This is a genomic window from Xanthomonas sp. JL1 (genome assembly GCF_038405005.1).
The window spans coordinates 11,862-34,787 of the sequence record NZ_JBBYGR010000084.1 but is presented as its reverse complement, the minus strand read 5'-3'; the positions used below and the strand labels follow the sequence as shown (position 1 = coordinate 34,787).

The 22,926-nt window shown below is 63.2% G+C and carries 31 protein-coding genes; 27 read left to right on the top strand and 4 right to left on the bottom strand.

Annotated elements, in window-relative coordinates:
* Together WJW29_RS18795 and WJW29_RS18790 are read left to right on the top strand one after the other, a co-directional pair.
* Positions 1–672: Tox-REase-5 domain-containing protein (locus tag WJW29_RS18795; protein ID WP_113084421.1), on the top strand; the 672-nt coding region annotated here is incomplete at its 5' end.
* Positions 669–1,415 carry an Imm52 family immunity protein gene (locus tag WJW29_RS18790; RefSeq protein ID WP_011408156.1) on the top strand — a complete coding sequence of 249 codons (747 nt, stop codon included), beginning with the start codon at positions 669–671 and terminating at the stop codon, positions 1,413–1,415. The genes WJW29_RS18795 and WJW29_RS18790, both read left to right, overlap by 4 nt.
* Before the next feature lie 66 nt (positions 1,416–1,481).
* On the opposite strand, the gene WJW29_RS18785 is transcribed toward WJW29_RS18790, so the two are convergent.
* From WJW29_RS18785 to WJW29_RS18770, 4 genes are read right to left on the bottom strand one after another with little or no spacing between them, the layout of a single operon-like run.
* On the bottom strand, positions 1,482–2,183 hold the full coding sequence (locus tag WJW29_RS18785; protein ID WP_011258480.1) for a site-specific DNA-methyltransferase: 702 nt from the start codon (positions 2,181–2,183) through the stop codon (positions 1,482–1,484).
* Positions 2,101–2,346, bottom strand: coding sequence for a Com family DNA-binding transcriptional regulator (locus WJW29_RS18780; protein ID WP_053503138.1), 246 nt, complete (start codon positions 2,344–2,346; stop codon positions 2,101–2,103). Before WJW29_RS18780 ends, WJW29_RS18785 begins: the two co-directional genes overlap by 83 nt.
* Before the next feature lie 25 nt (positions 2,347–2,371).
* Positions 2,372–3,394 (bottom strand): phage portal protein, encoded by a 1,023-nt coding sequence (locus WJW29_RS18775; RefSeq protein ID WP_011408154.1) that lies wholly within the window; start codon positions 3,392–3,394, stop codon positions 2,372–2,374.
* On the bottom strand, positions 3,394–5,157 hold the full coding sequence (locus WJW29_RS18770; protein ID WP_181689924.1) for a terminase ATPase subunit family protein: 1,764 nt from the start codon (positions 5,155–5,157) through the stop codon (positions 3,394–3,396). The genes WJW29_RS18775 and WJW29_RS18770 overlap by 1 nt, the downstream gene beginning before the upstream one ends.
* 142 nt (positions 5,158–5,299) lie before the next feature.
* Here WJW29_RS18770 and WJW29_RS18765 point away from each other — a divergent pair, with 142 nt between their 5' ends.
* The 25 genes from WJW29_RS18765 (at position 5,300) to WJW29_RS18645 (ending at position 22,919) form a co-directional block, all read left to right on the top strand.
* Positions 5,300–6,142: a GPO family capsid scaffolding protein gene (locus WJW29_RS18765; protein ID WP_011258477.1), complete on the top strand. Its 843-nt coding sequence runs from the start codon at positions 5,300–5,302 to the stop codon at positions 6,140–6,142.
* Positions 6,143–6,188: 46 nt separating this feature from the next.
* Positions 6,189–7,205 carry a phage major capsid protein, P2 family gene (locus tag WJW29_RS18760; protein ID WP_011258476.1) on the top strand — a complete coding sequence of 339 codons (1,017 nt, stop codon included), beginning with the start codon at positions 6,189–6,191 and terminating at the stop codon, positions 7,203–7,205.
* 3 nt (positions 7,206–7,208) lie between these two features.
* A complete protein-coding gene (locus tag WJW29_RS18755; protein ID WP_011258475.1) occupies positions 7,209–7,928 on the top strand; it encodes a terminase endonuclease subunit in 720 nt (239 codons plus the stop codon).
* 99 nt (positions 7,929–8,027) lie between these two features.
* Positions 8,028–8,495: a head completion/stabilization protein gene (locus WJW29_RS18750; RefSeq protein ID WP_041182058.1), complete on the top strand. Its 468-nt coding sequence runs from the start codon at positions 8,028–8,030 to the stop codon at positions 8,493–8,495.
* Positions 8,495–8,704: a tail protein X gene (locus tag WJW29_RS18745; RefSeq protein WP_011258473.1), complete on the top strand. Its 210-nt coding sequence runs from the start codon at positions 8,495–8,497 to the stop codon at positions 8,702–8,704. The genes WJW29_RS18750 and WJW29_RS18745 overlap by 1 nt, the downstream gene beginning before the upstream one ends.
* A gap of 4 nt (positions 8,705–8,708) precedes the next feature.
* Positions 8,709–9,065, top strand: a complete 357-nt coding sequence (locus WJW29_RS18740) for a phage holin family protein (protein ID WP_011258472.1) — start codon at positions 8,709–8,711, stop codon at positions 9,063–9,065.
* Positions 9,058–9,333: a phage holin family protein gene (locus tag WJW29_RS18735; protein WP_041182057.1), complete on the top strand. Its 276-nt coding sequence runs from the start codon at positions 9,058–9,060 to the stop codon at positions 9,331–9,333. Before WJW29_RS18740 ends, WJW29_RS18735 begins: the two co-directional genes overlap by 8 nt.
* Positions 9,333–9,971, top strand: a complete 639-nt coding sequence (locus WJW29_RS18730) for a glycoside hydrolase family 19 protein (protein WP_011408146.1) — start codon at positions 9,333–9,335, stop codon at positions 9,969–9,971. The genes WJW29_RS18735 and WJW29_RS18730 overlap by 1 nt, the downstream gene beginning before the upstream one ends.
* Entirely contained in the window at positions 9,971–10,459 is a 489-nt protein-coding gene (locus WJW29_RS18725; RefSeq protein WP_011258469.1) for a hypothetical protein, read from the top strand. Before WJW29_RS18730 ends, WJW29_RS18725 begins: the two co-directional genes overlap by 1 nt.
* Positions 10,456–10,875: a phage tail protein gene (locus tag WJW29_RS18720; RefSeq protein ID WP_011408144.1), complete on the top strand. Its 420-nt coding sequence runs from the start codon at positions 10,456–10,458 to the stop codon at positions 10,873–10,875. The genes WJW29_RS18725 and WJW29_RS18720 overlap by 4 nt, the downstream gene beginning before the upstream one ends.
* The gene (locus WJW29_RS18715; protein ID WP_011258467.1) at positions 10,863–11,309 is read left to right on the top strand and encodes a phage virion morphogenesis protein; all 447 of its coding nucleotides are present in this window, start codon (positions 10,863–10,865) and stop codon (positions 11,307–11,309) included. Before WJW29_RS18720 ends, WJW29_RS18715 begins: the two co-directional genes overlap by 13 nt.
* Before the next feature lie 491 nt (positions 11,310–11,800).
* A complete protein-coding gene (locus WJW29_RS18710; protein ID WP_233282871.1) occupies positions 11,801–12,076 on the top strand; it encodes a hypothetical protein in 276 nt (91 codons plus the stop codon).
* A gap of 113 nt (positions 12,077–12,189) precedes the next feature.
* Positions 12,190–12,741, top strand: a complete 552-nt coding sequence (locus tag WJW29_RS18705; protein WP_258522895.1) for a hypothetical protein — start codon at positions 12,190–12,192, stop codon at positions 12,739–12,741.
* Positions 12,742–12,966: 225 nt separating this feature from the next.
* The gene (locus WJW29_RS18700) at positions 12,967–13,188 is read left to right on the top strand and encodes a hypothetical protein (protein WP_258522896.1); all 222 of its coding nucleotides are present in this window, start codon (positions 12,967–12,969) and stop codon (positions 13,186–13,188) included.
* Between the two features lie 130 nt (positions 13,189–13,318).
* The gene (locus tag WJW29_RS18695) at positions 13,319–14,209 is read left to right on the top strand and encodes a baseplate J/gp47 family protein (protein ID WP_011408142.1); all 891 of its coding nucleotides are present in this window, start codon (positions 13,319–13,321) and stop codon (positions 14,207–14,209) included.
* Positions 14,202–14,747, top strand: a complete 546-nt coding sequence (locus WJW29_RS18690) for a phage tail protein I (protein ID WP_011408141.1) — start codon at positions 14,202–14,204, stop codon at positions 14,745–14,747. Before WJW29_RS18695 ends, WJW29_RS18690 begins: the two co-directional genes overlap by 8 nt.
* A 9-nt stretch (positions 14,748–14,756) precedes the next feature.
* Positions 14,757–16,262 (top strand): phage tail protein, encoded by a 1,506-nt coding sequence (locus WJW29_RS18685; RefSeq protein ID WP_011258463.1) that lies wholly within the window; start codon positions 14,757–14,759, stop codon positions 16,260–16,262.
* 7 nt (positions 16,263–16,269) lie between these two features.
* Positions 16,270–16,848 carry a hypothetical protein gene (locus tag WJW29_RS18680; RefSeq protein WP_041182056.1) on the top strand — a complete coding sequence of 193 codons (579 nt, stop codon included), beginning with the start codon at positions 16,270–16,272 and terminating at the stop codon, positions 16,846–16,848.
* A 60-nt stretch (positions 16,849–16,908) separates the two neighbouring features.
* A complete protein-coding gene (locus WJW29_RS18675; RefSeq protein ID WP_011258461.1) occupies positions 16,909–17,472 on the top strand; it encodes a phage baseplate assembly protein V in 564 nt (187 codons plus the stop codon).
* Positions 17,469–17,828, top strand: coding sequence for a GPW/gp25 family protein (locus WJW29_RS18670; RefSeq protein WP_011258460.1), 360 nt, complete (start codon positions 17,469–17,471; stop codon positions 17,826–17,828). The genes WJW29_RS18675 and WJW29_RS18670 overlap by 4 nt, the downstream gene beginning before the upstream one ends.
* 11 nt (positions 17,829–17,839) lie before the next feature.
* Positions 17,840–19,006: a phage tail sheath subtilisin-like domain-containing protein gene (locus tag WJW29_RS18665; protein ID WP_011258459.1), complete on the top strand. Its 1,167-nt coding sequence runs from the start codon at positions 17,840–17,842 to the stop codon at positions 19,004–19,006.
* A gap of 30 nt (positions 19,007–19,036) precedes the next feature.
* Positions 19,037–19,546, top strand: a complete 510-nt coding sequence (locus tag WJW29_RS18660; RefSeq protein ID WP_011258458.1) for a phage major tail tube protein — start codon at positions 19,037–19,039, stop codon at positions 19,544–19,546.
* A gap of 45 nt (positions 19,547–19,591) precedes the next feature.
* A complete protein-coding gene (locus WJW29_RS18655; RefSeq protein ID WP_011258457.1) occupies positions 19,592–19,894 on the top strand; it encodes a phage tail assembly protein in 303 nt (100 codons plus the stop codon).
* 8 nt (positions 19,895–19,902) lie between these two features.
* Positions 19,903–20,016: a GpE family phage tail protein gene (locus WJW29_RS18650; protein ID WP_011258456.1), complete on the top strand. Its 114-nt coding sequence runs from the start codon at positions 19,903–19,905 to the stop codon at positions 20,014–20,016.
* A gap of 32 nt (positions 20,017–20,048) precedes the next feature.
* Positions 20,049–22,919, top strand: a complete 2,871-nt coding sequence (locus WJW29_RS18645) for a phage tail tape measure protein (protein ID WP_011258455.1) — start codon at positions 20,049–20,051, stop codon at positions 22,917–22,919.
* Positions 22,920–22,926: the final 7 nt, after the last annotated feature.

The following is a 22,926-nucleotide window of genomic DNA, read 5'->3' as shown; positions in this document are numbered from 1 at the left end:
ATCACCCGCCCCGGTGGCTGGGACCCATCACAAACAGACCCGCTGGGCGGCCCCACGGTCGGCCAGGTCTGGAACAAGCTCAAAGACGCCTTGGGCGTGAAGCCAGATACAAAAGCCGAACCACGCGTGGAAGCCCGCGAGGCAGACTGCTCGCAGACCAGCAACCAGAATCAGTGCAATAGCTGCAAACTGGCACAAGGGGTGATGACGCCGGCCAACTATACGATCAACATTAATCAGTACGATAATTTTGATTATCAATTACAAATTGCCAACATGAGCGCAGCGCCAGAGCGGTTTGTCTACACCTATGGCGGCTCTACGCTGGATCGCACGCGCTTGCGTGTGTTGGGAGGGAAAAATCAAATTACCATTTCAGAGTGGAACTATGGCGGTTTTGGCTTTGATGGGTTCTGGCGAGGACAGTGCACTGTCGTAGAAGCAAAAGCTGAGTACGCTCAATTTTTTACGGAAAGCGCACTACCTCGCTGGCCATTCGTAAGAAAAAAAATAATTGGCGGCTGGATTGACCAGAAGAACCGCCAGCGCAGCAAAGTAACAGAAGCTGGTTCTCCGGCTAAACTCCAATGGCATTTCAAATACAAAACCTGCTACTTAGCTGCGACTCGCGCCTTTCGGACTGACGCTACCATTTGCAGATATACGCCATGACCAACTTGATGATTCAGGCAACTATCGATGCAACTATTGCCGAGGAGGCGATCGGGGAGGACGATGGTTATGCCCGCCTGACTGCACTTACGAAATCAATTTCCTCCGTACATCCCTCTCTAGAAAATTGGTTTTCGCTGGCAAATACAAAAGGCGGCGCAACAATATCGCTAGAAGATAAATCTGCATTTCTAGCAGATGCAGCACAAAATAATTCGCAGGACTACGCAGGAGGCTTCCGCGCCGTACTAAGCACCGCTTCGAATGATAAGGAGTGGCTCAAGCCCGGCAGGGCCTTACTCACCTTCGAGCCAGGCCAGGGTTATATCACGTTCGAGATTTACGACCCGATCAATGCATACGGCGAGGCGGGGGCCAGTGAGATATTCCGGAGTAGCATAAAAGCTATTGCGCAGACCGAGTCCATAATATTCAGCGGAACGGATGTAAGCACACGCCCACAATCTGGTAAAGAGATAAAAATCTACATGGGCGAGAACCAATTATTTCCGCACCGCCGCTGGCTCGGCTGGATGGGTTTTGTCCCGCACATGGTTGAAGCAAAACACATCCCGGAAGCAGCCGCCCTAATCCCGGTCGGCACCAAAGGGACCGTCATCGTGGCCGTTGATGAATGCTTCGACCTCAACAATCCGGCCCATCTCAAGCGTGCCCACCAGGTTGAAGCACGCATGGCGCACGTAGGCTTATTGGATGTTACTGACACGTCGCTGCTGAGCTGACAACGCTTTCGCTCCGCGAGTTATCACCACAAAATGATTAGGGCGGGTCCCCCCGCCCCATCACACTCACAGAGCAGCAACGCGCGCGCGCGCGACGTCGGCGTAGTGCTGCGTCATCTCCACACCGGTCCAGCGGTAGCCCTCCAGCTCCGCCGCCACAAGCGTCGTGCCGCTGCCTGCGAACGGATCCAGGATCCGGCCGCCCGCTTCACAGATCCGCACCAGGCTGCGCATCAATTCGGTGGGCTTGCCGGTCAGGTGATGCTTGTCAGCCTTGAGCACCGGTGTCCGCACCACGCCCGGCAGCACCGGCGCGCGGCGATCCAACGGCATGCCGCCCTTGCTACCCCACACAATGTATTCGGCCTGGTTGCGGAACCGCCCCAGCTGCGGACGCACGCCCTCCGTCTTGTCCCAGACGGCAACGCCGCGCCATTTGAAGCCGGCCGCCTGCAGCGCGTCGGTCGTAAGCGGCAGCTGCCGCCAGTCGGTAAACAGCAGCACCGGCGCTCCCTCCTTCAAAAGACGCGCGCACTCCGATAGCCACAGCTGCATCCACGCCAGGTGGCCACGCTGGTCGCGCTCGTCGCCAACGAAGTCAGCGTGCCCGCCATCTCGGCAGTACTTGGTCGATGGCGGCCGGGCACGGGCAGCGGCGGTCAGGCCGCCACTCGCATACGGCGGATCAGTGATCAGTGCGTCGAACGAATTCGCTTCGAGCGTGGGCAGGATGGTCAGGGCGTCGCCCTGCAGGAGCTGGTTTTTCATGGTGAGAGCCTTCTTGGATTCGCTCGCGGCGATCGGAGGTGAGGCTCTCGGCCTTCAGGTGATTGAGCGTGCCGCAGCGTGGGCACTTGATCTGGATTTCATCGAAGGCGCCGGCCTTGCACAGCAGGCGGGCGCATTCGCCACAACGGAGGTTCTTGAGCATTGCGTGGTCTTGCGGTGGGAAAGGATTACGCGGTCGCTGGCGGCGCGTACTGGGTGAACGAGATCACCTCATCGCCCACCCAGTCGTTGATCTTCAGCATGCGCGCCTGCAGCGGCTCCAGCTCGTTGGCGGCCCACACGGCAGCGGCCTCACGGATCGATCCGAAGCCGCCTGCGTTCTGCGGCACGATGCCCATGAGTTGCGGTGGGATGCGCAGCGCGGCGAGCATGTCGTCGCGGGTGATGCCTTTGATGCCGCTGAACTCGTCCTTGGCCGCCACTTCGCTGACCGGGATGAGCTTCAGCCCATCCTTGTTGCCGCCGGGCGAATACAGGAACAGGTTGCGGAAGTTGCCCGGCCCCTTGGCGCCCTTCATGGCGGTGCGCAGCGCATCGACGTCTTCCTGGCTCTGCTGCGGGTCGGTCAGGTACAGGATGAAACCGGCATGCGAGCCGTTGTTGTAATACTTGCGGCGAAACAGCGTGGCCGATTCGTTGAGCAGCGCCGACTGCATCGCCGGCATCCACTCAGGCAGGCCGTAGAGTTCTTGATCGACATCGGCTTCGCGCAGCTGGAACACGCTGCCCGGCTCGAACACGTGCTCGTCGTGCCAGGTGCGCACCTGGAAGTACTCGCCCTCGGTGATACCGCGCCGCATGTACTTGGACAACGGCGCAGCCAGCGACAGCGCACCGCCCATGCGGTTGCGGCGGCGCTCGAGGTAGCCATTGCCCAGGGTGATCCAATCCAGCGACAGCTGCTCGAAGGCCTCACGCGTCAGGAGCCGATGCGGCTTGAAGGTGCGCGCCAGCATGTTGCGCTTGAAGATCAGCCCGGACTGCAGGAAGGGATTGCTGCGCGTGGTCTTGGACAGGCCATCCAGCGCCACCGGCGGCTCGTACCAGCGCCCGTTCTGCCAGCACTCCAGATAGTCCAGCACGCCGCGCCCATCGAGCACCGGCGTCGGGTCGCCAAAGGTGAACGCCTCGGTGCGTGCGGGCACGGCTGGCGCTGCAGGCGCGGTGGCGGGCAGCTGGTCGGTCAACATCAAGAGATCTCCATGAAGCCGGAGTTGCGCGCGGTGCGCCCTTCCAGCGGTTCGTTCTGCAGCGCGTGGAACAGTGCCCACGCCAGGTCCGCGTGGCCGGTCTCTTCCGAGCGGCCAGCGCTGAAGGTGGACTGCCGGCCACTGGCCGTCATGGTCTTGCGGATGGCCATCAACGACTGCGCCACGTCGGTCCAGCCGGCGTCGAACTCCAGCCGCCCGTTGTGGATCACGTCGAACGCCTTGAGCACCAGGCGTGTCTTCACTTCAGGCGAGTAGCTGAAGGTGACCAGATTCGGGAAGAACTGCTTCACCAACTGCGCCACACCGCTGCCCATGCCGGTGGTGTCGATGCCGATGTAGGTCACCCAGTAGCGGCGCGTGATGCGCTCGATCTCGGCTGCCTGCTTGGCAAAGTCCATGCCCCGGAACTGGATCCGCTCCAACAGCCGGAACTTGCCGCCGGGCTGCTGCGGTGGTGCCAACACAACCAGTCCGGCGGTATCTCCCGTCTCGGCGGGGTCGTAGCCGATCCACACGGCGCGATCGCCATAGGGGCGCACGGCGAACGGTTTGTAGTCCTGGCCCCACTCGACCCAGCTGTCGACCATGCACGGCTGCAGCATCGCCAGCGAGAAGATGCTGGCGCCGTCGTCGACGAAGTCGCACATCAACAGGTTGGCGAACGCGTCCGGGCTGTATTCCTCGCGCAGCTCGTCGATATCGAACAGGTCGCAGCCACGGCGCTGCGCGTCGAGGATGTTGACGATTTGCCGCCAGGCGCGGTCCTGACAACGCCGGCCGCCGGCCAATGCATCGTGCGAGACATCGATCTGGATGCGCTGTGCGGCCGGTTTGCCCTTGTTGCGGCGCTCGCCGGTCCAGAAGGTGTAGGCCTCATGGGCCATGCTGGATGGCGTGCTGAAATAGGTCTTGCGCCACTTCTTGTGCATCGCCATGCCGCTGGCGACCTTGTTCAATTCGTTGAACCCATAGGTCCAGAAGAACTCGTCGAAGTAGAAATTGCCGTGGTAACCCTGCGCGGTGCGCGCATTGGTTCCCAGGAAGAACAGCTCGGCGCCGTTGGGAAACACGATGCTGTCGCCGCCGGAAAGCGTCTCGTTGATCGTCTCGCGCACGAACTGCTGCATGTAGCCACGGAACAGATGCGCCTGTGCCTTGGATGCGCTAAGGAATATCTGATTGCGCCCGGTGGTGAGCGCATCGATCAGCGCCTCACGGGCGAAGTAAAACGTCGCACCGATCTGACGCGACTTCAGGATGACGCGGGTACGCTCGTTGCTGGCCCGGTACCAATCGCGCTGATAGTCGAAGCAGCCGTCGATGAATGCCGTGGTCAGCTGCTCGACCTGTTCCTCAGTGAAGTCGTTGCGCTTGGGCTTCTTTTTCGGCGCGGCGTTGCGATTAGCCACGGCCGGATTCAAGTCGGCTTCGTTGCCGCCGCCTTGGTAGCGCTGGATGCGCGCCTGGCGCTCCAACTGCCGATGCAGCAGATCAATTTCTTTGAAGTCGCCACCGGATTTTTCCGGTTTCATGATCAGCACGACAAGGCGCGCTTCCAGTGCACCACCGATGCGCTCCACGTTGTCTGCGCGATCCCACTCGTCACGCGACTTCCAGCTGTGTACAGTCTTCGTGTTCTCGCCGATGGCCTGCGCAATTTCGGTCACGCGCCATCCCATCCAGTACAGGAACTTGGCCTGTCTGCGGGTGTCCATCGGGAGCTGGGTGGCAACGCTTTGCATGCCGACCAGGGTGCAACCCACCTCTTAATCCCGACAGTTGAGCGACGCGTAACCACCTTGTTTACACGGTGGTTTTGTTGCTGCGCTGTGTGTCGCGTTTGACCATGGGTCATCGCAAACGCATCCAGCGCAGAGGACACCCATGTCGGGCAAGACCAAGAAGTTCCGTTCCAACTGGTTCCGCGTGGCCGTCGAAGGCGCCACCACCGACGGCCGCACGATCCAACGCAGCTGGATTGACGACATGGCCGCCACCTACAACCGCGAGACCTACGGTGCGCGCATCTGGATCGAGCACATGCGCAGCTTGCTGCCGGACTCGCCCTTCCGTGCGTATGGCGATGTCACAGCCGTCAAAGCCGAAGAGGTCGAGATCGATGGCAGCAAGCGTCTGGCGCTGTTCGCACAGATCGAGCCGACCGCCGATCTGATCACCATCAACAAGTCCAAGCAGAAGCTCTACACCAGCATCGAGGTGCAGGAGAAATTCGCCAACACCGGCAAGGCGTATCTGGTCGGCTTGGCCGTCACTGATTCGCCCGCGAGCTTGGGTACCTCGATGCTGATCTTTGCCAGCCAACACCCGGATGCCAATCCGCTGGCCGATCGCAAGCAATCACCCGGCAACCTGTTCACCGTCGCCGAAGAAACCACGCTGGAATTCAGCGAGGTCAGCGAAGGCTCGGTCGCCAACTTGCTTAGCCGGATTCGCACCGCGCTCAGGAGCGAGGACGCAACCAACATCACTGCCCAGCAGTTCGCCGACCTCGGCCAGGGTGTCGAAGAGATCGCCGAGCACGTGCGTGGCCAGGACGAACGGTTCGCCGGCCTGCAGGCCGAACACGCCGCGCAGAAGACCAAGCACGAACAGCTGGCGAACGACCTGGCGCAGCTGCGCGAGTTGCTGTCGCAGCAGGCCGACCCCTCGCAGCCCACACGCCCGGTGGTCACCGGCGGCGGCGCGGCCGTGCTGACCGACTGCTGATCCCACACACCACACACGCCGCCAGCGCCCCACCTTCGGAGCCACCATGCAAAACGCCACCCGCCTGCAGTTCAACCAGTTCGCCGAGCAGATCGCCAAGCTCAACGGCATCACCTCCGTTTTCCACTCGTTCGCCGTCGAACCGACCGTGCAGCAGAAGCTGGAATCGCGCATGCAGGAATCCAGCGAGTTCCTGTCCAAGGTCAACATCATCCCGGTGGACGAGTTGTCCGGCCAGAAGGTGGGCATCGGCGTCACCGGCAGCATCGCCAGCCGCACCGACACCGGCGCCGGCAAGACGCGCACCCCGCGCAATGTCGCCGCGCTCGACAAGAACGAGTACCTCGCCAAGAAGACCGACTTCGACACCGCCATCCCGTATGCGTTGCTCGATACCTGGGCCAAGTTCCCGGACTTCCAGGCACGCCTGCGCGATGCGATCGTCAAGCGCCAGGCGCTGGACCGTTTGCAGATCGGCTTCAACGGCACGCACGCCGCTGCCGATACCGACCGCGCCGCGTTCCCGCTGCTGGAAGACGTCAATATCGGCTGGCTGCAGCAGTACCGCACCAACGCGGCCCAGCGCGTGCTGGCGAGCGGCAAGGCCGCCGGCAAGGTGGTCATCGGCGGTGCAGCTGGCGCCGACTACGGCAACCTCGATGCGCTGGTGTTCGATGTGGTGAGTAACCTGCTCGACCCGTGGCACCGCAAGGATCCGAGTCTGGTGGTCGTGCTGGGCCGCGACCTGATGCACGACAAGTATTTCCCGATGGTCAACAAGGACCAGCCGGCCAGCGAGAAGATCGCCACCGATCTGATCTTGAGCCAGCGCCGTGTGGGCGGCTTGCAGGTGGCCGAGGTGCCGTACCTGCCGGACGGCGCGTTGATGGTCACTTCGCTGGCGAACCTGTCGATCTATTACCAGACCGGCGGCCGTCGCCGCTACATCCAGGAAGTGCCCGCGCGCGATCGCGTCGAGAATTACGAGTCCTCCAACGATGCCTACGTGGTCGAGGACTACGGCCTGGGCTGCGTGGTCGAGCACATCGAGATCGAGGCCTAAGCCATGGCCGACAGTCCCGCCAAGCGTCACCACAGCCGCGTGCTCGCCGAGCTGGAAGCGGCCCAGCGCGCCCCGCACCAGCTGATGGCCGGTGCAACGGCCTACGAGCAGCACATGGCGCAGCTGCAAAGCGATCGCCTGCGGCTGAAGCAGATCCAGTCCACCCAGGGCAAGGCGGCGCTCAAGGTGCAGCTGTTGCCGACCTACGTGCCGTATCTGGCCGGCGTGCTGGCCGGCGGCCAGGGCGCACAGGACGAGATCGTCATGACGTGCATGGTGTGGCGCATTGATGCCGGCGACTATGCCGGCGCGCTGGAGCTGGGCGCCTATGTGCTCAAGCACAACCTGCAGATGCCCGACCGCTTCTCCCGCACGGTGGGCTGCGTGCTGGCCGAAGAGATTGCCGAAGCGGCGCTGTCGGCGCAGAAGACCGGCCAGCCGTTCGATGCGGCCGTGCTAGCCGACACCGCCGCGCTGACGGCCGAGCAGGACATGCCCGACGAGGTGCGCGCCAAGCTGCACCTGGCGCTGGCCCGCGCCTGCCTGGCGGGTATGGCCGACGAGACGCCGGCCGACCAGGCGCAGCCGATCGTGGCGGCGGCTGTCGCCGACCTGCAGCGCGCCATCGCACTGCACGGCAGCTGCGGCGGCAAGAAAGATCTGGAGCGCGCCGAGCGGCTCCTGAAGAAGTTCAGCGCTGAGCCTTCCGGCACCAGCGCATAACCGAGCGTCCCCGCAACCCTCGCCGGCTCGGGGCTGATCCACAGCACGCACCTCGCTGCGGTGACGCCCCGACCACCGGCGATCTCTTCCGAGCCATCCATGAGCGGATTCACGGCCACCGGCACCACCAGCGCCACGCCTGATGCGATCGCCAATGCGCCGTTCTGGCCGGCGATTGCACCGGCAGATGTGCGGGCCAGCATGCGCCTGGATGGCACCGTCACCGATGCGCGTCTGCGCCAGGCGATCGTTGCCGCCATGTTGGCGGTCAACGACGCACTGCAGGCCTGGGCGGATACGCAGCAGGCGGCCGGCTACGCGGCGTTGAGCGATCTCCCCAGCACGACCGTCGACGGCGTCTCGCGCCGCGTGCAGCTGTACCTGCGTGCGGTGGCGTGTGCCACCGCCGTCGAGGTGACAGAGCGTTACCGCAGCTTCGATGCCACCAACAGCGCCAACCAGCGCGCCGATGACCTGACGCCGAGCATCACCGAATTGCGCCGCGACCAGCGCTGGGCGGTGCGTGATCTGCAGAACCTGCCGCGCAGCACGGTGGAGCTCATCTGATGCGCGTGCACGCCATGCAAGGCGACACCGTCGACCTGCTGTGCTGGCGCCACCTGGGCAGCACGGCCGGCCTGGTCGAGCGGACCTATCTCCTCAATCCCGGCCTGGCCGAACGGGGCGCCGTGCTTCCGCATGGCACCCCGGTGGAGTTGCCCGAGGTAACCACCACCACAGCAGCGATGACGCCGCTCGTGCAGCTATGGGACTGAACTGATGACCGAACCCACCTCCGTCTCGAGCGGCTTTTTGATCGCCACCGGTGTGGGCCTGGCCTCCGTGCTGCCTGGCATCGACGGCGATGCATTGATCGGCGCCTTTGCCGGCGGCGCGCTGTTCGTGGTGTCTGCCACCAAACAACCGCTGCTGGCGCGGCTGATCTATTTCCCGGTGAGCGTGATCGCCGGCTACCAGCTGGCGCCGGAGCTGCTGCGCTGGTTGCCGATCAAGTCCAGCGGCGTCGCCGCCTTTGCCAGCGCCGCGTGCGCCATCACCGTCACGCTGGGCCTGATCGAAAAGAGCAAGTCCTTCGACTTTTCCTTCCTACGTCGTGGAGGTCCGCCCAGTGCATAGCCTGGTCACCGTCCTGACGTTGATGGCCTCGCTGGCCATCTGCGTCCGCCTGCTTACCTACCACCGGCCAGTCGATGCGCGTCACCGGCGTGGCGCGGGCTGGTGCGCGTGGTTGCTGATCGCCAGCACCGGCGGCCAGGCGCTGCACATCCTGCTGGCCGGCGCCCGCTCGCAAGTCAGTCTCTGGCACCTGGGCACGTTGATCGTGCTGGCCGTGCTCACCTACCGCGCCCGGGGGAATGTGGCGCGCATCCTGAAGGTCGATTGATGTTTACCGATACCCAACTCGCTTCGATCATGCAGTGCTCGCCGCAACGCGCACAGCGCTGGCACGGCCCACTGCTCGCCGCCGCCAATCGCTTCGGCATCACCACCAAGCGCCGCGCTGCGCATTGGCTGGGCCAGCTCGGCCACGAAAGCCTGAGCCTGTCGCGGATGGAAGAAGGGCTGACGTACACCACCAGCGCCCGGCTGCTGGAAGTCTTCGGCGCACGCATCACGCCGGCACAAGCGCCCAGGTTCCTGCGCAATCCGGTTGGTCTGGCCAACTTCGTCTACGCCGACCTGCTGGGCAACGGCAACGAAGCCAGCGGCGATGGCTATCGCCACCGTGGCCGTGGCCCGATGCAGCACACCTTCCGGGGCAACTACCAGCGTATCGGCGAGCTGATCGGCTTGCCGGTCGAAGAGCAGCCGGACCTCTTGCTGCAGATCGAGCCCAGCGCGCTGGGCGCGGCTGCGTACTGGCAGGACAACGGCCTCAACGTCATGGCAGATGCGGGCGATGTGCTTGGCCTGGGCCGCAAGATCAACCTGGGCAACGTGCGGGCCAAGCGTTTGCCCGAAGGCCACAGCGATCGCGTCACGCGCACGCAGCGCGCCTTGCAGATCCTGGGCGTGCCCTGATGGTCACGCGCCTGATCATCCTGCTGGCGTTGATTGCAGTGCTCGTCGGTGGCTGCGTGTGGCAGGAGCAGCGGGTCGGCGCCGCCCGGCAAGACCGTGACGCCGCGCTGCAGGCCAAGCGCCAGGCCGAGGCGGAACGCGACAGCGCCAAGACCTCCACCACCGTCGTCACCCAGTACGTCGATCGCGTGCAAGTCGTGCGCGAAGCCGGCGCCACCATCACCCGCGAGATCCCGATCTATGTCACCCAGAAAGCCGATGCTGCTTGCGCTATCCCTACTGGCTTTGTGCGGCTGCACGACGCCGCCGCCTCGGGCCACCCTGCCGGGCCGCCCACCGGAGATCCTGATGCACCGGCCGCCGGCATTACGCTCTCTGCCGTCGCCAGCACCGTCGTCGACAACTACACCAGCTGCCACGCCACCGCCGCGCAGCTGAGCGCGCTGCAAGATTGGATCGAGCTGCATCTGCCGGCAGCGACGCCATGATCAAGCCCGCCAGCCTGCGTGCGCATCTGGTCGCGGCGTTGCCGGACCTGGCACGTGACGCTGATCGGCTGCTGGTGTTTATCGACGCCGGCAGCCTGGTCAGCACGTTCCAGCCGGGGCTGTCGTTCGAGTACCAGTACACGCTCAATCTGATCGTGGCCGACTATGCCGGCCACCCGGACAGCGTGATGCTGCCGCTACTGGAATGGGTGCAGGTCAATCAGTCCGAGCTGCTGTCCAACCCGGCGCGCCGTGGCGAGATTGCCTTCGAAGCCGACATCCTCGCCAACGATGCCGTGGATCTGTCGATCAAGTTGCCGCTGACCGAGCGCGTGGTGGTGACGGCGAAGGATGGCGGCGGCTATGACATGGCCCACGCACCTGAGCCACAAATCGATCCCACATGGATGAGCTGACCGCGCTGGAGAACTGGGCCGCGCCTCTGCTGGCGCGTTTGGAGCCAAGCGAGCGCCGCACACTGGCGCGCAAGATCGGCACGGAGCTGCGGCGCTCGCAAAGCCAGCGCATCGGCAAGCAGCAGGCGCCCGATGGCTCAGCGTACTCACCGCGCAAGCAGCAGCTGCTGCATAAGGCCGGCCGCGTCAAACGCGCGAAGATGTTCGCCAAGCTGCGGCAGGCCAAGTTCCTTAAGGTCAGCGCCAGCCCCAACGGGGTGAGCGTCGGCTTCATGGGACGGGTGTCTCGTATCGCACGCGTGCATCAGGAAGGACTGAGCGAACAGGTGCGCAAAGGCGGTCCGAGAGCACGCTACGAGAAGCGGGTGCTGTTGGGTCTCACCGCTAACGACAGGCTGCTAATCCACGACCAAGTCTTAAACCACTTAGGCTAGGGCGAGGTATCGAAGGCACTTACGAAAGCCCTAACAAAGCTCATCCATTGAGCGTGATATTGCGGAGTGCTAGGGTGCTGACTTGATCGGCTCAAAAGGAAACCTGATTAGCCCTGACCATCAGCTGGATTTTTGTTGCAGTCCTGCAAATAGCTTCGTTTTACCGATGTGTTCCATGATGTCTGATCTTGGCGCTGCTGATGCGAGGAGCCGGTGCGAAGTTCTTTCAGCCAGGACCCCATGGCGGCCTGGCATTGGGCCGGTTTAGCGATAAGCGCGGAGGTGCTGCAGCTGAAGGTCGGGGCTAATCAGGAAAGGAAATATCCGATGTTGCAAAACATACTGGAACGCCAAATCGCCCGTGTATCAGACTGGTAGGAAAAGCTGAGTTCATTGCCCAGCTATCTTCAAAAAATTTGGCCACCGATGTTTGCATTTAAGCTAAAAATCTCATCTTTAATGAAACGATCAACTCACCCCCAAGGAAGAAAATGTTTTTTCACATCGATGAAACCGGCAATACAGGGAATGATCTTTTTAACAGAGATCAACCGAAGCTAGGCTATGGCGTTATATCCAGCAGAACCAATGTCGACGCGATTGGCATCGACCTTCACAGACAAATGCTGCAGGAAATAAAGGCTGGCGAACTTCATGCAAAAGATATGCGGGCATCTGGGATTATTAAAGTTTCAAATCTCCTTTTACACCTTCAGGAGAAGATGAATTTTGATTTTGATTATTATTTTATTGAAAAAAAACACTAGCCATAGTCATTTTCTTTGACGCGATATTTGATTCCGAACTGAACCCTGCAGTGAGATGGGAAAGCTATTGGACACCTATGCGGTTCGTTATAATTCACAAATTGGCACATATCATGGACGAAGACTTGCTCCGTAAATCCTGGAGCTTGTGCACGGATCGAAACATCGAAATGCGCGAGTCAGACATCATCGAATTATTGACAGCAGTGAAAGCAAGAGCTTTGGATAGCGCATTCGACCACAGAAGCAAGGAAGTTATTGCTGACGCCTGCTCGTATGGAATCACGAATCCGTTAGCATTAGATTTTGGATACCAAGATAAAAAAATCCTCTCGCCCAATGCCGTTGGCTTCCAATTTGTAGTGAACTCAATGGCTAGACGAATCAGAGGAAAAGGATTGAAAGACGCATCATCAATCATTGTTGACCAACAGAAAGAATTTAATAAGGCTCAGATTGAAACCCATAGGGTGTTGGGCTTGATGAATCAGGGGCTGCGAAATTGTTCCCCAAGGGATCGGATGGCGATGCTCAATCATCCGCTTTATAAAAACATGGGCGATGCCGAAATATTGGGAATAGGCCACCCCACCAAAGAAATATCCGTACTAGATAGCAAGTATTCGATTGGACTTCAGATCGTCGACATATATCTTCCTGATTAGCCCTGACCTTCAGCTGCAGCACCTCCGCGCTTATCGCTAAACCGGCCCAATGCCAGGCCGCCATGGGGCCCTGGCTGAAAGAACTTCGCACCGGCTCCTCGCGTCAGGAGCGCCAAGATCAGACATCATGGAACACATCGGTAAAACGAAGCTATTTGCAGGACTGCAACAAAAATCCAGCTGAGGGTCAGGGCTAATCAGTTATATCTTTGGATAGCGCAACGAATGATGACAGGACAGCTTCCCCAAGAGCTGCAGAAGTTGGCCAAGAAAATATTCCGTAGATCGATGGTAGACGGCATCAGCATGGACGGGATGGAGGAGCGCTTCCACAAATTTATGGCCGACATCCCTAGCTTTGCAGATCTCTCAGAAGAGCAACTACAGGCAGCCGCGCAACTTGTTGATCAGCACCGAATTAAAGTACGGGAAATGAAGCTTGGGTGAGCTAGCGCTAGCCGGCTAGACAAGTAGCTTGCGTGATCGCGCCTTGTAGGTTTGCATACTACTGCGCGTGTATATTTGCCAATTAGCACTTACAGGGGATTCTACAAGCCCCCCTCTTTCCGCACGTGCAATGGCTTCATTTACTGCGGTAGATCTATCCAGACTTAAAGCCCCAGATCTGATCGATGCGCTGGACTTCGAGACAATCTTTGCAGAAGCGCTTGCTCAATTCCGCAAGCTACTGCCGGAATTCTCTGCGCTCACCGAAGCCGATCCGGTCTACAAGATCCTGCAGCTGTTCGCGGCTCGCGAGCTCCTGCTGCGCCAGCGCGCCAACGACAAGGCGCAGCAGACCATGCTGGCCTTCGCCACTGGCGCCAATCTCGACCACCTGGGTGCACTGTTCGGTGTAGCCCGCCTTGTGCTCGATCCGGGCCAACGGGATATCGGCCTTGCACCGACCTACGAGTCGGATGTCGACTTCCGCCGCCGCATCCAGCTTGCGCCGGAGGGATTCAGCGTAGCGGGCCCCGAGGGGGCGTACATCTTCCACGCGCTGAGTGCATCCGCTGACGTCATGGATGCCAGCGCGACCAGCCCCGCGCCCGGGCAAGTCCTGGTCACCGTGCAATCGCGCACGGGCGACGGAACCGCGCCGCAGGAGCTGCTGGATGAAGTCGCGGCCGTCCTCGCAGACGACGGCGTACGCCCGCTGACCGATGAGGTCGCAGTGCAGAGCGCCGAGATCATCCCGTATGCCATTCGTGGGCGCCTCTACACCTATGCCGGCCCCGACTCGGCGGTCGTCATCCGTGAAGCGCTGCGCAGCCTGCAGGCCTACCTTGCCGAAGCGCATCGGATCGGCCGCGACGTCCCCGAATCCGCGATCAAGGCCAAGCTGTTCGCCGATGGCGTGCAGCGCATCGAGCTAGATGAGCCCGCCGCCGACATCCGGATCAGCCGGACCCAGGCCGCGTACTGCACGGCAATTGACATCGTGCACGCGGGCATCGATGAGTAGTTCGCCGCTACCGCCCAATGCCACACCGATGGAGCGCGCCTTGGCCGCCGTGGCGTCGCGCCTAGAAGGCATCCCACTACCGTATCCCGACCTGTGGAATCCCGACACGTGCCCGGCCGGACATCTTCCGTGGCTGGCATGGGCGTTGTCCGTCGACGACTGGAAGGCCGACTGGAGCGATGCGGTCAAGCGCTCGCGCCTGCGCAGCGCTATGGCCATCCAGCGACGCAAGGGCACAGCCGACAGCGTGCGGATGGTGGTCGAGTCGTTCGGCGGCGCGGTGGCCATCCGTGAATGGTGGCAGCAGGAGCCACGTGGCGAGCCGCACACCTTCGAGCTGGCGCTGACGCTGACCGGCGCCGATGGACAAAGCGCCAGCGCCCGGTTCGTAGAGGAAGTCTTTGCCGAGGTGGAGCGCACCAAGCCCGTGCGCGCGCACTTCAGCTTCACCCAAGGATTCCAAGCCGAGGCCCGACTCAATGTCGTGGCACGCGGCAGGGTCACCCTGTTCCTGCGCCTGCAGGGCGATGCGAGCTAGAGAGCATAGATGCCCGGACTTAAAATCAAGATCACCACTGCTGGACGACAGGCGCTGGTCAATGCGGAGCAGACCGGTACGCGGGCGGTCACCATTGCCGCCGTGGGACTGACTAGCGCTGCCTTCGTGGCGCAGGCCGGCCTCACCGCATTGCCTTCCGAGATCAAGCGCCTGACGACCATCGGCGGCTTGGTCACGGCGAAGGACACGATCCATGTCTCGGTGCGTGACGAATCGAGTGCAGCGTACAGCTGCTACGGCTTTGGCCTGTATCTGGCCGATGGCACGCTGTTTGGCGCCTATGGTCAATCCGAGTTGCTGGTGGAGAAATCCGGCGCGGCCTCGGTACTCCTGGCGCTGGACGTGGTGTTCACCGACGTGGACACCGCCCAGATCATCTTTGGCGACATCAACTTCACCGATCCGGCAGCGACGATCAACGTGCCGGGCGTGGTGCGCCTGGCGACCGATGCCCAAGCCATCGCGGGGATGGACAAGGAGCGTGCGCTGTCGCCGTCCAACCTACTGGCGGCACTGGACCAGCGCCTTGGCGAACGGGGGCCGACCGAATACATCAAGGATCTATTGTCGCGCTCCACCGCAGCAGCGGCACGCAGTGCGCTGGGCATTCGCACGGCTGCCCTGAGCGATGCCGGTCACGGCAATGGTCTGGATGCCGACATGCTGGATGGACGTCAAGGTGACTGGTACCGCGACTTCCGCAACATGCTCAACGTGCCGCAATCATTCCTGTTACCCGGCCAGATCGTGGTCATGGCCTCGCTGTATCCACCCAATGGCCTGCTCGTCTGCGATGGCGCCGAAATCTCGCGTGCCAAGTACGCTGCGCTGTTTGCGGCCATTGGCACGGTCTACGGCGCGGGTGACGGCAGCACAACCTTCAATGTACCCAAGATCAAGGAAGGCACGGTGATCACCCACACCAGTGCGGCCACCGCGGTGGGTTCGTACGACCCCGGCCAGGTCATTTCCCATACGCACGGCGCCAGCGCAGCAGCGGTGGGCGACCACGCCCACTACACTGCTATCAATGCGGCCGGTAACCACGCACATGGCGCGAGTGCCGGGGCGGCCGGTGACCATGCGCACTATGCGTGGACCGATGCGCAAGGGCATCACGCGCACGGCGGCAGCACGAGCGCCTCTGGTGATCACCAACATCCTGGCGTGATTCCATCCAGCGTGATCAATGGCTACGGCATCTACCGGGAGCGCGACAACGACGCTGCCCCGTCTGATGGCTGGACCGGTGCCGGCGGCAACCACGCGCACTCCTTCGGCACTGACGGCGCGGGTAGCCATGGCCATAACATCAGCATGAACGGCGTTGGCAACCACACCCACGGCATCGGCATCGCGGAGGGCGGCAATCACGTGCACGACGTGGATCATCGCGGTGCCGGGGCACACGCACACACAATCACCGTCAACGCAGCCGGCGGCATAGACAACCTGCCTGCAGGCCTGCGCATGACCTATTGCATTGCCTACTGAGGTCAAGATGAGCAACCCTCTCCCGCGCACCAGCACCGCCTACGCCTTTGATCCCACCACCGGTGAGTACACCGGCCCGGTGACGGTCTACCTTTCCGAGCTGGAAGGACGCTACCCGTTGCCGCCCAACACCGTTGCCACTGCACCAACGCCGCCTGCAGGGCTATATGAGCGGCACCGCCTGTCGTCCCTCTCAGGGATGTGGGAACTGGTGGCCGATTATCGCGGGGTGATGCTCTACAGCATCGACAGCGCCGTGCCGATCGCCAATACGCTTGCCTTGGGAGATGCACTGCCGCAGGGGTGCACCACCTCGCAACCGATGGCTTTCCTACCTAGCGACTACCGCCGCAACGTGTGGGACGCTACACGCAGGAGCTGGCGTGCGGATCCGGACTACAGCGCTGCGCTGGTCTGGGAGAAGGCCACCGGCGCGATCGCGCCACGGCTGGCCGCAGGCGTCGCGTTGCCGGGACAGCTGACCACCGTGGCGCCACCGGTGTCGATCGATGGCACGGTGGTGTGGGACGAAGATGCACAGGCCTGGTCGGTGCAGCCGAAGGTGCCCGAAGTAGCCGCTGTGTAGCCCTGCGCTTTACGTACCAACTGCGGTGCGCAATCCCGTGCGGCCATCGACCATGGCTGTATGGGCAACGCATCCTCCGCACTGAGTAACGCCATTCGCCTCGGCACGGTTGCCGAGGTGAATCTCGCCACCGCGCGATGCCGCGTGCAGGTCGGCGAGATGATGACCGACTATCTGCCTTGGCTAGTCACACTGACCGGCACAACCATCATCTGGTCGGCGCCAGCGATCAGCGAACAAGTCGTGGTGCTCTCGCCGGCCGGCGACCTGGCCGATGGCCTGGTGCTACGCGGTCTTTACTCCGACCAATTCACAGCGCCCGCCACGTCCGACACACTGCACATGCTGCGCTTTGCCGATGGCGCGCAGCTGCAATACGACACCGACACGCATGCGCTGCAGGCGACACTGCCCAGCGGCGGCACTGCAACCATCACCGCCAATGGCGGCATCACGCTCAACGGCCCGCTGACGGTCAACGGCACCACGCAGATCAACGGCGATGTCGGCATCACCGGCACGGCCACGGTCGACATCGACGTGCTTGGCGGCGGGATCAGCCTCAAGCACCACAAGACCACCGGCGTGACTGCCGGCAGCGCGCTCAGCGGTGTCCCGCAGTGATCGGCGTCGATGCCATCACCGGGCGTGTGATCGAAGGCGAGCAACACTTGGCCCAGTCGATCGCCTGCATCCTCACCACGCCCATCGGCACACGCGAGCAGCGCCGCGACTTCGGCTCGCTGCTGCCCGAACTGATCGACCAGCCGTTCAACGGCGCCACCCGCACGCTGCTCTACGGTGCCACGGCTACCGCATTGATGCGCTGGGAGCCGCGCGTGCGCCTGACCCGCGTCGGCCTGGTCGTCGGCGACACGCCCGGTAACTTCGTGCTGACCATCGAAGGCCAGCGCACCGACGTTGCCCCCGCCAATGCGCGCTCGCGCCTGACCATCCCGCTCCGCTTCCGCTCGTCCTGATCGAGGAACCTATGTCCACTGCCTACCACCACGGCGTCCGCGTCATCGAAGTCAGCGCGGGCACGCGCACCATCCGTACCGTCTCCACCGCTGTCGTCGGCCTGATCGCCACAGCCTCCGACGCGGACGAGAAAGTCTTTCCGCTCAACAAGGCGGTGCTGATCACCGACGTGCTCGGTGCGATCGCCAGCGCCGGCATCCAGGGCACATTGCGCGCGACGCTGCAGGGCATCGCCGACCAAACCAACCCGGTGACCATCGTCGTGCGCGTGGCCGAGGACGCAGACGCGGGCAACATCCCAACCAACGTCATCGGAGAGGCCAGGTCCAACAGCTATACAGGCCTGTATGCCTTGCTCGCCGCACAGGCACAGTTGGGCGTGCGCCCGCGCATCCTGGGCGCACCAGGTCTGGACACGCTCCCGGTGGCCAAGCTATTGGCGACCATTGCCAAGAAGCTGCGCGCAATGGCGTATGTGCGACCGGTTGCCGAGACCGTCGCCGAGGCTGTCACGTATCGCGGCCAGTTCAGCGATCGTGAGCTGATGCTGATCTGGCCGGACTTCCTGGCCTTCGATACCGCCACGAGTACCACGACCGCCGCGTATGCCACCGCACGTGCGCTCGGTCTGCGCGCCAAGATCGACACCGAACAGGGCTGGCACAAGAGTCTGTCAAACGTGCCGGTGGCCGGCGTCACCGGCATCTCCAAGGATGTGCACTGGGATCTGCAGGATCCTGCCACCGATGCCGGCGTGCTCAACGAAGGCGACATCACCACGCTGGTGACCTTCAATGGGCAACGCTTCTGGGGATCGCGCACGTGCGCCGAAGACCGCATGTTCGCGTTCGAGACGGCCACGCGCACCGCGCAGATCCTGGCCGACACCATCGCCGAAGGCGTGGCGTTCTACGTCGATAAACCGATGCATCCCTCGATGGTCAAAGACCTGATCGAAACGATCAACGCCAAGTTCCGCGACCTCAAATCGTCCGGTTATCTGATCGATGCCAACGCCTGGTACGACGGCACCCTCAACAGCGCCACCACGCTGGCCGATGGCGCGCTGCGCATCGACTACGACTACACACCGGTGCCGCCGCTGGAGAACCTGCAGCTGTATCAGAAGATCACCACCAGCTACCTGGCCGACTTTGCCGAACGCGTCAACGCGTAACGCACCTGACCTAGATTTCCGGAGAACCCCATGGCGTTGCCCAAGAAACTCAAGGCGCTCAACCTGTTCAACGACGGTGAGAGCTATCTCGGCCAGGTGGTCGAAGTGAAGCTGCCCACACTGTCCCGCAAGATGGAGGAATACCGTGGCGGCGGCATGAATGGTCCGGTCGACATAGACTTCGGTCAGGAGAAGATCGAACTCGAATGGAAGTGCGGCGGCATGATGCGCAGCGTGCTGAATCAGTATGGCGCCACCACGCACAACGCCGTGCAGCTGCGCTTTGCCGGCGCCTACCAGCGCGACGACAGCGGCGCCGTGGATGCCGTGGAGGTGGTCGTGCGCGGCCGCCACAGCGAGATCGATCCGGGTACCGGGAAGTCGGGGGATGACACCGAGTTTTCGGTCAAGACGTCGGCCAGTTACTACAAGCTGACCATCAACGGCGCCACCGTGATCGAGATCGATCTGGTGAACATGACCGAGATCGTCAACGGCGTGGATCTGCTCGCCGCCCAACGCCGCGCCATCGGCGCCTGACCCTTCAGGCCTGGCGCTGCCAGGCCTCAGCCCTGAGACCTTCCGATGACCCCGACATTTTCCCAAGCCGTTTCCCTCGACCAGCCCATCGTGCGCGGCGAGCAGACCATCACGCAGGTCAACGTGCGCAAGCCCGGCGCGGGCGAGTTGCGCGGCCTCAAGCTCGTCGACGTGCTGCAGTTGGATGTCACCGCGATGGCAACGCTGCTGCCGCGCATTACTTCGCCCACGCTGACCACGGCCGACGTCAATGCGATGGATCCGGCCGACCTGCTTGCCCTCGGCCAGGAGGTGCAGCTTTTTTTCTTGACGAAGGCCCAGAGGGAAGCGGACTTCCAGACTGCGTAGAGGATGCGATGGCCGACATCGCGGCCATCTTCCACTGGCCGCCGTCTGAAATGAACGGCTGGTCGCTGCACGAACTCACGGCGTGGCGCGAGCGTGCACGCCTGCGAAGCGGAGCCGAATGATGCTGCACCTACTGACCCGCGAGGCCGCCTAAATGGCGGCCTCTGACAATCTGCGCCTGCAGGTCATCCTGGCCGCCGTCGACCGCGCCACCGGCCCGTTCCGGCGCGTGTTGAGTGGTAGCCGCGGTGTTGCCACCGCACTGCGCAACCAGCGCGATGCGCTGCGCCAACTCAACAGCCAGCACCGCGATATCGGCGCCTACCGTGAGCAAGTCGCGGTGGCGCAGCGTGCCAAGGCTGCGCTGGATGCACAGCGGCAGTCGGTGCGCACACTTGCCCAGCAGATCAAGGCGACCGGCACGCCTACCGCTGCCATGAATGCTGAGTTCAAGCGCGCTGTGCGCACCGCGCGCGAACTCAAGACCGCGCACGGCGCACAGGAGGCCGGCTTGCAGCGTCTGCGTGGTCGGCTGGAGACGGCCGGGATCAGCACGCGCGAGCTGGTCACGCATGAGCGCCGCTTGCGCGGCGAGATCGAGAGCACCAACACCGCCATGCGTGCCCAGCAACAGCGGCTGGCAGCGATCGATGCTGCTCAGCGTCGCAGTGCGCGCATCCAAAGCGCCGGCCTGCAGGCGAGCGCCTATGGCACCGGGATGGCATTTGCCGGTCAGCGCGCCTTGCGCGCTTCTGCATTGCCGATTAACGATGCGATGGAATTCGAGTCGGCCATGGCCGATGTGCGCAAGGTCGTGAACTTCAGCACGCCGCAACAGTTCGCGCAGATGGGGCGCGATGTCGAGAACCTCTCGATGCGCCTGCCCATGCTGCCGGCCGAGATTGCCAAGATCGTGGCGGCCGCCGGCCAGGCCGCGATTCCGCGCCAGGAGCTGGTCCGCTTCGCCGAGGACGCGGCCAAGATGGGCGTGGCCTTCGACAGCAGCGCAGAGGAAGCCGGCCAGACGATGGCCACCTGGCGCACCGCGTTTCGCATGGGCCAGGCGGAAGTGGTCGTGCTGGCCGACAAGATCAATTATCTCGGCAACACCGGACCGGCCAGCGTTAACAAGATCAGCGCGGTGGTGAATCGCATTGGTGCCCTGGGCGAGGTCGCCGGCCTACAGAGCGGGCCGCTGGCCGCGCTGGGCGCCACGGTGGCCGGCATGGGCATTGAGTCGGAAGTCTCGGCCACTGGCATCAAGAACATGCTGCTCACCCTTGCCTCGGGCGAGTCGGCCACCAAGAGCCAGCGCGAGGCGTTCGACAAGCTCGGCATCAAAGCCACCGCCATGGCCCAGGTCATGCAGAAGGATGCCGGCGGGGCAATCATGTCGGTGCTGCAGAAGCTGCGCGCACTGCCTAAGGCCGAGCAGGCCGCGACGATGACGCAGCTGTTTGGCCGTGAGTCAATTGGCGCGATCGCACCGCTGCTGACCAATCTTGAGCTGCTGCAGGGCAACTTCGCCAAGGTGGCCGATGCGCAGCGCTACGGCGGCTCGATGTCGGCCGAGTACGCATCGCGGGTGGCCACCTCGGCCAACTCGCTGCAGCTGCTGAAGAACACCGCTGTGGTGGTGTCCCAGTCGATCGGCCAGACGCTGCTGCCGCAGTTCAAGGAACTGACCGAGCGTACTGCTGCGGTGGTCGGCCAGGTCACGACCTGGATCCGCGCCAATCCGGTGCTGGTGGGTGCGATCGCCAAGGTAGCGATCGGTGCCGCCGCATTGGTGACGATCCTGGGCGGACTGCTGGTGGCCGGCGGCGCGGCCGCGATGGCGTTTTCGCAGATCCACGGCGCCGTCGCGCTGCTGTCGGGCGGCGGCGGGTTCGGTGCGCTGATCCGTCAGGTGGTGGCGTTCGGCGGCCGCGTGCTGCCCATGCTCGCCAATGGCGCGCGCCCGCTGCTGCCGCTACTCGGTGGCATCAGCCTGCCAGTGCTGGCGATCGGTGCGGCCGTCGCTGCAGTGGCGCTGCTGGTGTGGAAGTACTGGGGACCGATCAAGGCCTTCGCCATCGGCGTCTGGCAAGGCATCGTCGATGCTGCCGCGCCGGTGCTGGTCGAGCTGCAGGCCGCACTCGCGCCGCTGGGTACGGTGTGGGACACCGTGGCGGCGGCGATGGGCCAGGCCTGGGCGTGGGTCAAACAGCTGCTGACGCCGTTCGAGGCCACCACCGCGCAGTTGCACGGTGCAACGCAGGCCGGTCGCGGCTTCGGCCAGATCCTGGGCGCGGTGCTGGTCACCCAACTGCAGCTGGCAGTCAAAGCGATCGGCTGGCTGGTGCAGGCGTTTGTGTTTGTGCTGCCGGTGATCAAGCAGATCCTCGGCGGCGTGTGGCAAACGGTCCAGGGCACCTGGTCGCTGATCGTGGGCGTGTTCACCGGCAACGGCGATCGCATCCGCCAAGGGCTGCTGCAGCTGTGGGCCGGCATCAACCTGCAGTTGGCCAACTGGCCTGCCCGGATGCTGCAGGCCGGCGCGGACATGATCGGCGGCCTTGTCCAGGGCATCCGCTCCAAGCTCGGCGACGCCGGCAATGCGATCGCCAGCATTGGCAGCGGCGTGGTCGATCGGTTCAAAGGGCTGCTCGGCATCCACAGCCCCTCGCGCGTGTTCGCCCAGTTGGGTGACTTCACCATGCAAGGCCTCACCGTCGGCCTGCAGCGCGGTCAAGGCGCGCCTGTGCAGGCCGTGACGGCACTCGGCAACCGCATGCGTGCGGTGGGCGCTGGGCTGGCCTTGGCAACGGCCACAGCGCCGGTCGCGGCGATCGACAGCGGTGCGCCGCTGTCGGCTCCGGCGCGGGTGCCAGGAGCGCCTGTAGGCGGCAACAGCTACGTCATCCACGTCCACGCTGCGCCCGGCATGGACGCCACCGCACTGGCGCGCGAAGTCGCCCGCCAACTTGAAGAGCGCGAACGGCGCATAGCAGCATCCCGCCGCTCCAGCCTGCGCGACGACTGAGGATCCA

Excerpts from the sequence above, each read along its gene's own strand:
- WJW29_RS18790 (WP_011408156.1), top strand. The coding sequence starts at position 669 with ATGACCAACTTGATGATTCAGGCAACTATCGATGCAACTATTGCCGAG.
- WJW29_RS18785 (WP_011258480.1), bottom strand. The coding sequence starts at position 2,183 with ATGAAAAACCAGCTCCTGCAGGGCGACGCCCTGACCATCCTGCCCACG.
- WJW29_RS18780 (WP_053503138.1), bottom strand. The coding sequence starts at position 2,346 with ATGCTCAAGAACCTCCGTTGTGGCGAATGCGCCCGCCTGCTGTGCAAG.
- WJW29_RS18775 (WP_011408154.1), bottom strand. The coding sequence starts at position 3,394 with ATGTTGACCGACCAGCTGCCCGCCACCGCGCCTGCAGCGCCAGCCGTG.
- WJW29_RS18770 (WP_181689924.1), bottom strand. The coding sequence starts at position 5,157 with ATGCAAAGCGTTGCCACCCAGCTCCCGATGGACACCCGCAGACAGGCC.
- WJW29_RS18765 (WP_011258477.1), top strand. The coding sequence starts at position 5,300 with ATGTCGGGCAAGACCAAGAAGTTCCGTTCCAACTGGTTCCGCGTGGCC.
- WJW29_RS18760 (WP_011258476.1), top strand. The coding sequence starts at position 6,189 with ATGCAAAACGCCACCCGCCTGCAGTTCAACCAGTTCGCCGAGCAGATC.
- WJW29_RS18755 (WP_011258475.1), top strand. The coding sequence starts at position 7,209 with ATGGCCGACAGTCCCGCCAAGCGTCACCACAGCCGCGTGCTCGCCGAG.
- WJW29_RS18750 (WP_041182058.1), top strand. The coding sequence starts at position 8,028 with ATGAGCGGATTCACGGCCACCGGCACCACCAGCGCCACGCCTGATGCG.
- WJW29_RS18745 (WP_011258473.1), top strand. The coding sequence starts at position 8,495 with ATGCGCGTGCACGCCATGCAAGGCGACACCGTCGACCTGCTGTGCTGG.
- WJW29_RS18740 (WP_011258472.1), top strand. The coding sequence starts at position 8,709 with ATGACCGAACCCACCTCCGTCTCGAGCGGCTTTTTGATCGCCACCGGT.
- WJW29_RS18730 (WP_011408146.1), top strand. The coding sequence starts at position 9,333 with ATGTTTACCGATACCCAACTCGCTTCGATCATGCAGTGCTCGCCGCAA.
- WJW29_RS18725 (WP_011258469.1), top strand. The coding sequence starts at position 9,971 with ATGGTCACGCGCCTGATCATCCTGCTGGCGTTGATTGCAGTGCTCGTC.
- WJW29_RS18720 (WP_011408144.1), top strand. The coding sequence starts at position 10,456 with ATGATCAAGCCCGCCAGCCTGCGTGCGCATCTGGTCGCGGCGTTGCCG.
- WJW29_RS18715 (WP_011258467.1), top strand. The coding sequence starts at position 10,863 with ATGGATGAGCTGACCGCGCTGGAGAACTGGGCCGCGCCTCTGCTGGCG.
- WJW29_RS18710 (WP_233282871.1), top strand. The coding sequence starts at position 11,801 with ATGTTTTTTCACATCGATGAAACCGGCAATACAGGGAATGATCTTTTT.
- WJW29_RS18705 (WP_258522895.1), top strand. The coding sequence starts at position 12,190 with ATGGACGAAGACTTGCTCCGTAAATCCTGGAGCTTGTGCACGGATCGA.
- WJW29_RS18700 (WP_258522896.1), top strand. The coding sequence starts at position 12,967 with ATGATGACAGGACAGCTTCCCCAAGAGCTGCAGAAGTTGGCCAAGAAA.
- WJW29_RS18695 (WP_011408142.1), top strand. The coding sequence starts at position 13,319 with ATGGCTTCATTTACTGCGGTAGATCTATCCAGACTTAAAGCCCCAGAT.
- WJW29_RS18690 (WP_011408141.1), top strand. The coding sequence starts at position 14,202 with ATGAGTAGTTCGCCGCTACCGCCCAATGCCACACCGATGGAGCGCGCC.
- WJW29_RS18685 (WP_011258463.1), top strand. The coding sequence starts at position 14,757 with ATGCCCGGACTTAAAATCAAGATCACCACTGCTGGACGACAGGCGCTG.
- WJW29_RS18680 (WP_041182056.1), top strand. The coding sequence starts at position 16,270 with ATGAGCAACCCTCTCCCGCGCACCAGCACCGCCTACGCCTTTGATCCC.
- WJW29_RS18675 (WP_011258461.1), top strand. The coding sequence starts at position 16,909 with ATGGGCAACGCATCCTCCGCACTGAGTAACGCCATTCGCCTCGGCACG.
- WJW29_RS18665 (WP_011258459.1), top strand. The coding sequence starts at position 17,840 with ATGTCCACTGCCTACCACCACGGCGTCCGCGTCATCGAAGTCAGCGCG.
- WJW29_RS18660 (WP_011258458.1), top strand. The coding sequence starts at position 19,037 with ATGGCGTTGCCCAAGAAACTCAAGGCGCTCAACCTGTTCAACGACGGT.
- WJW29_RS18655 (WP_011258457.1), top strand. The coding sequence starts at position 19,592 with ATGACCCCGACATTTTCCCAAGCCGTTTCCCTCGACCAGCCCATCGTG.
- WJW29_RS18650 (WP_011258456.1), top strand. The coding sequence starts at position 19,903 with ATGGCCGACATCGCGGCCATCTTCCACTGGCCGCCGTCTGAAATGAAC.
- WJW29_RS18645 (WP_011258455.1), top strand. The coding sequence starts at position 20,049 with ATGGCGGCCTCTGACAATCTGCGCCTGCAGGTCATCCTGGCCGCCGTC.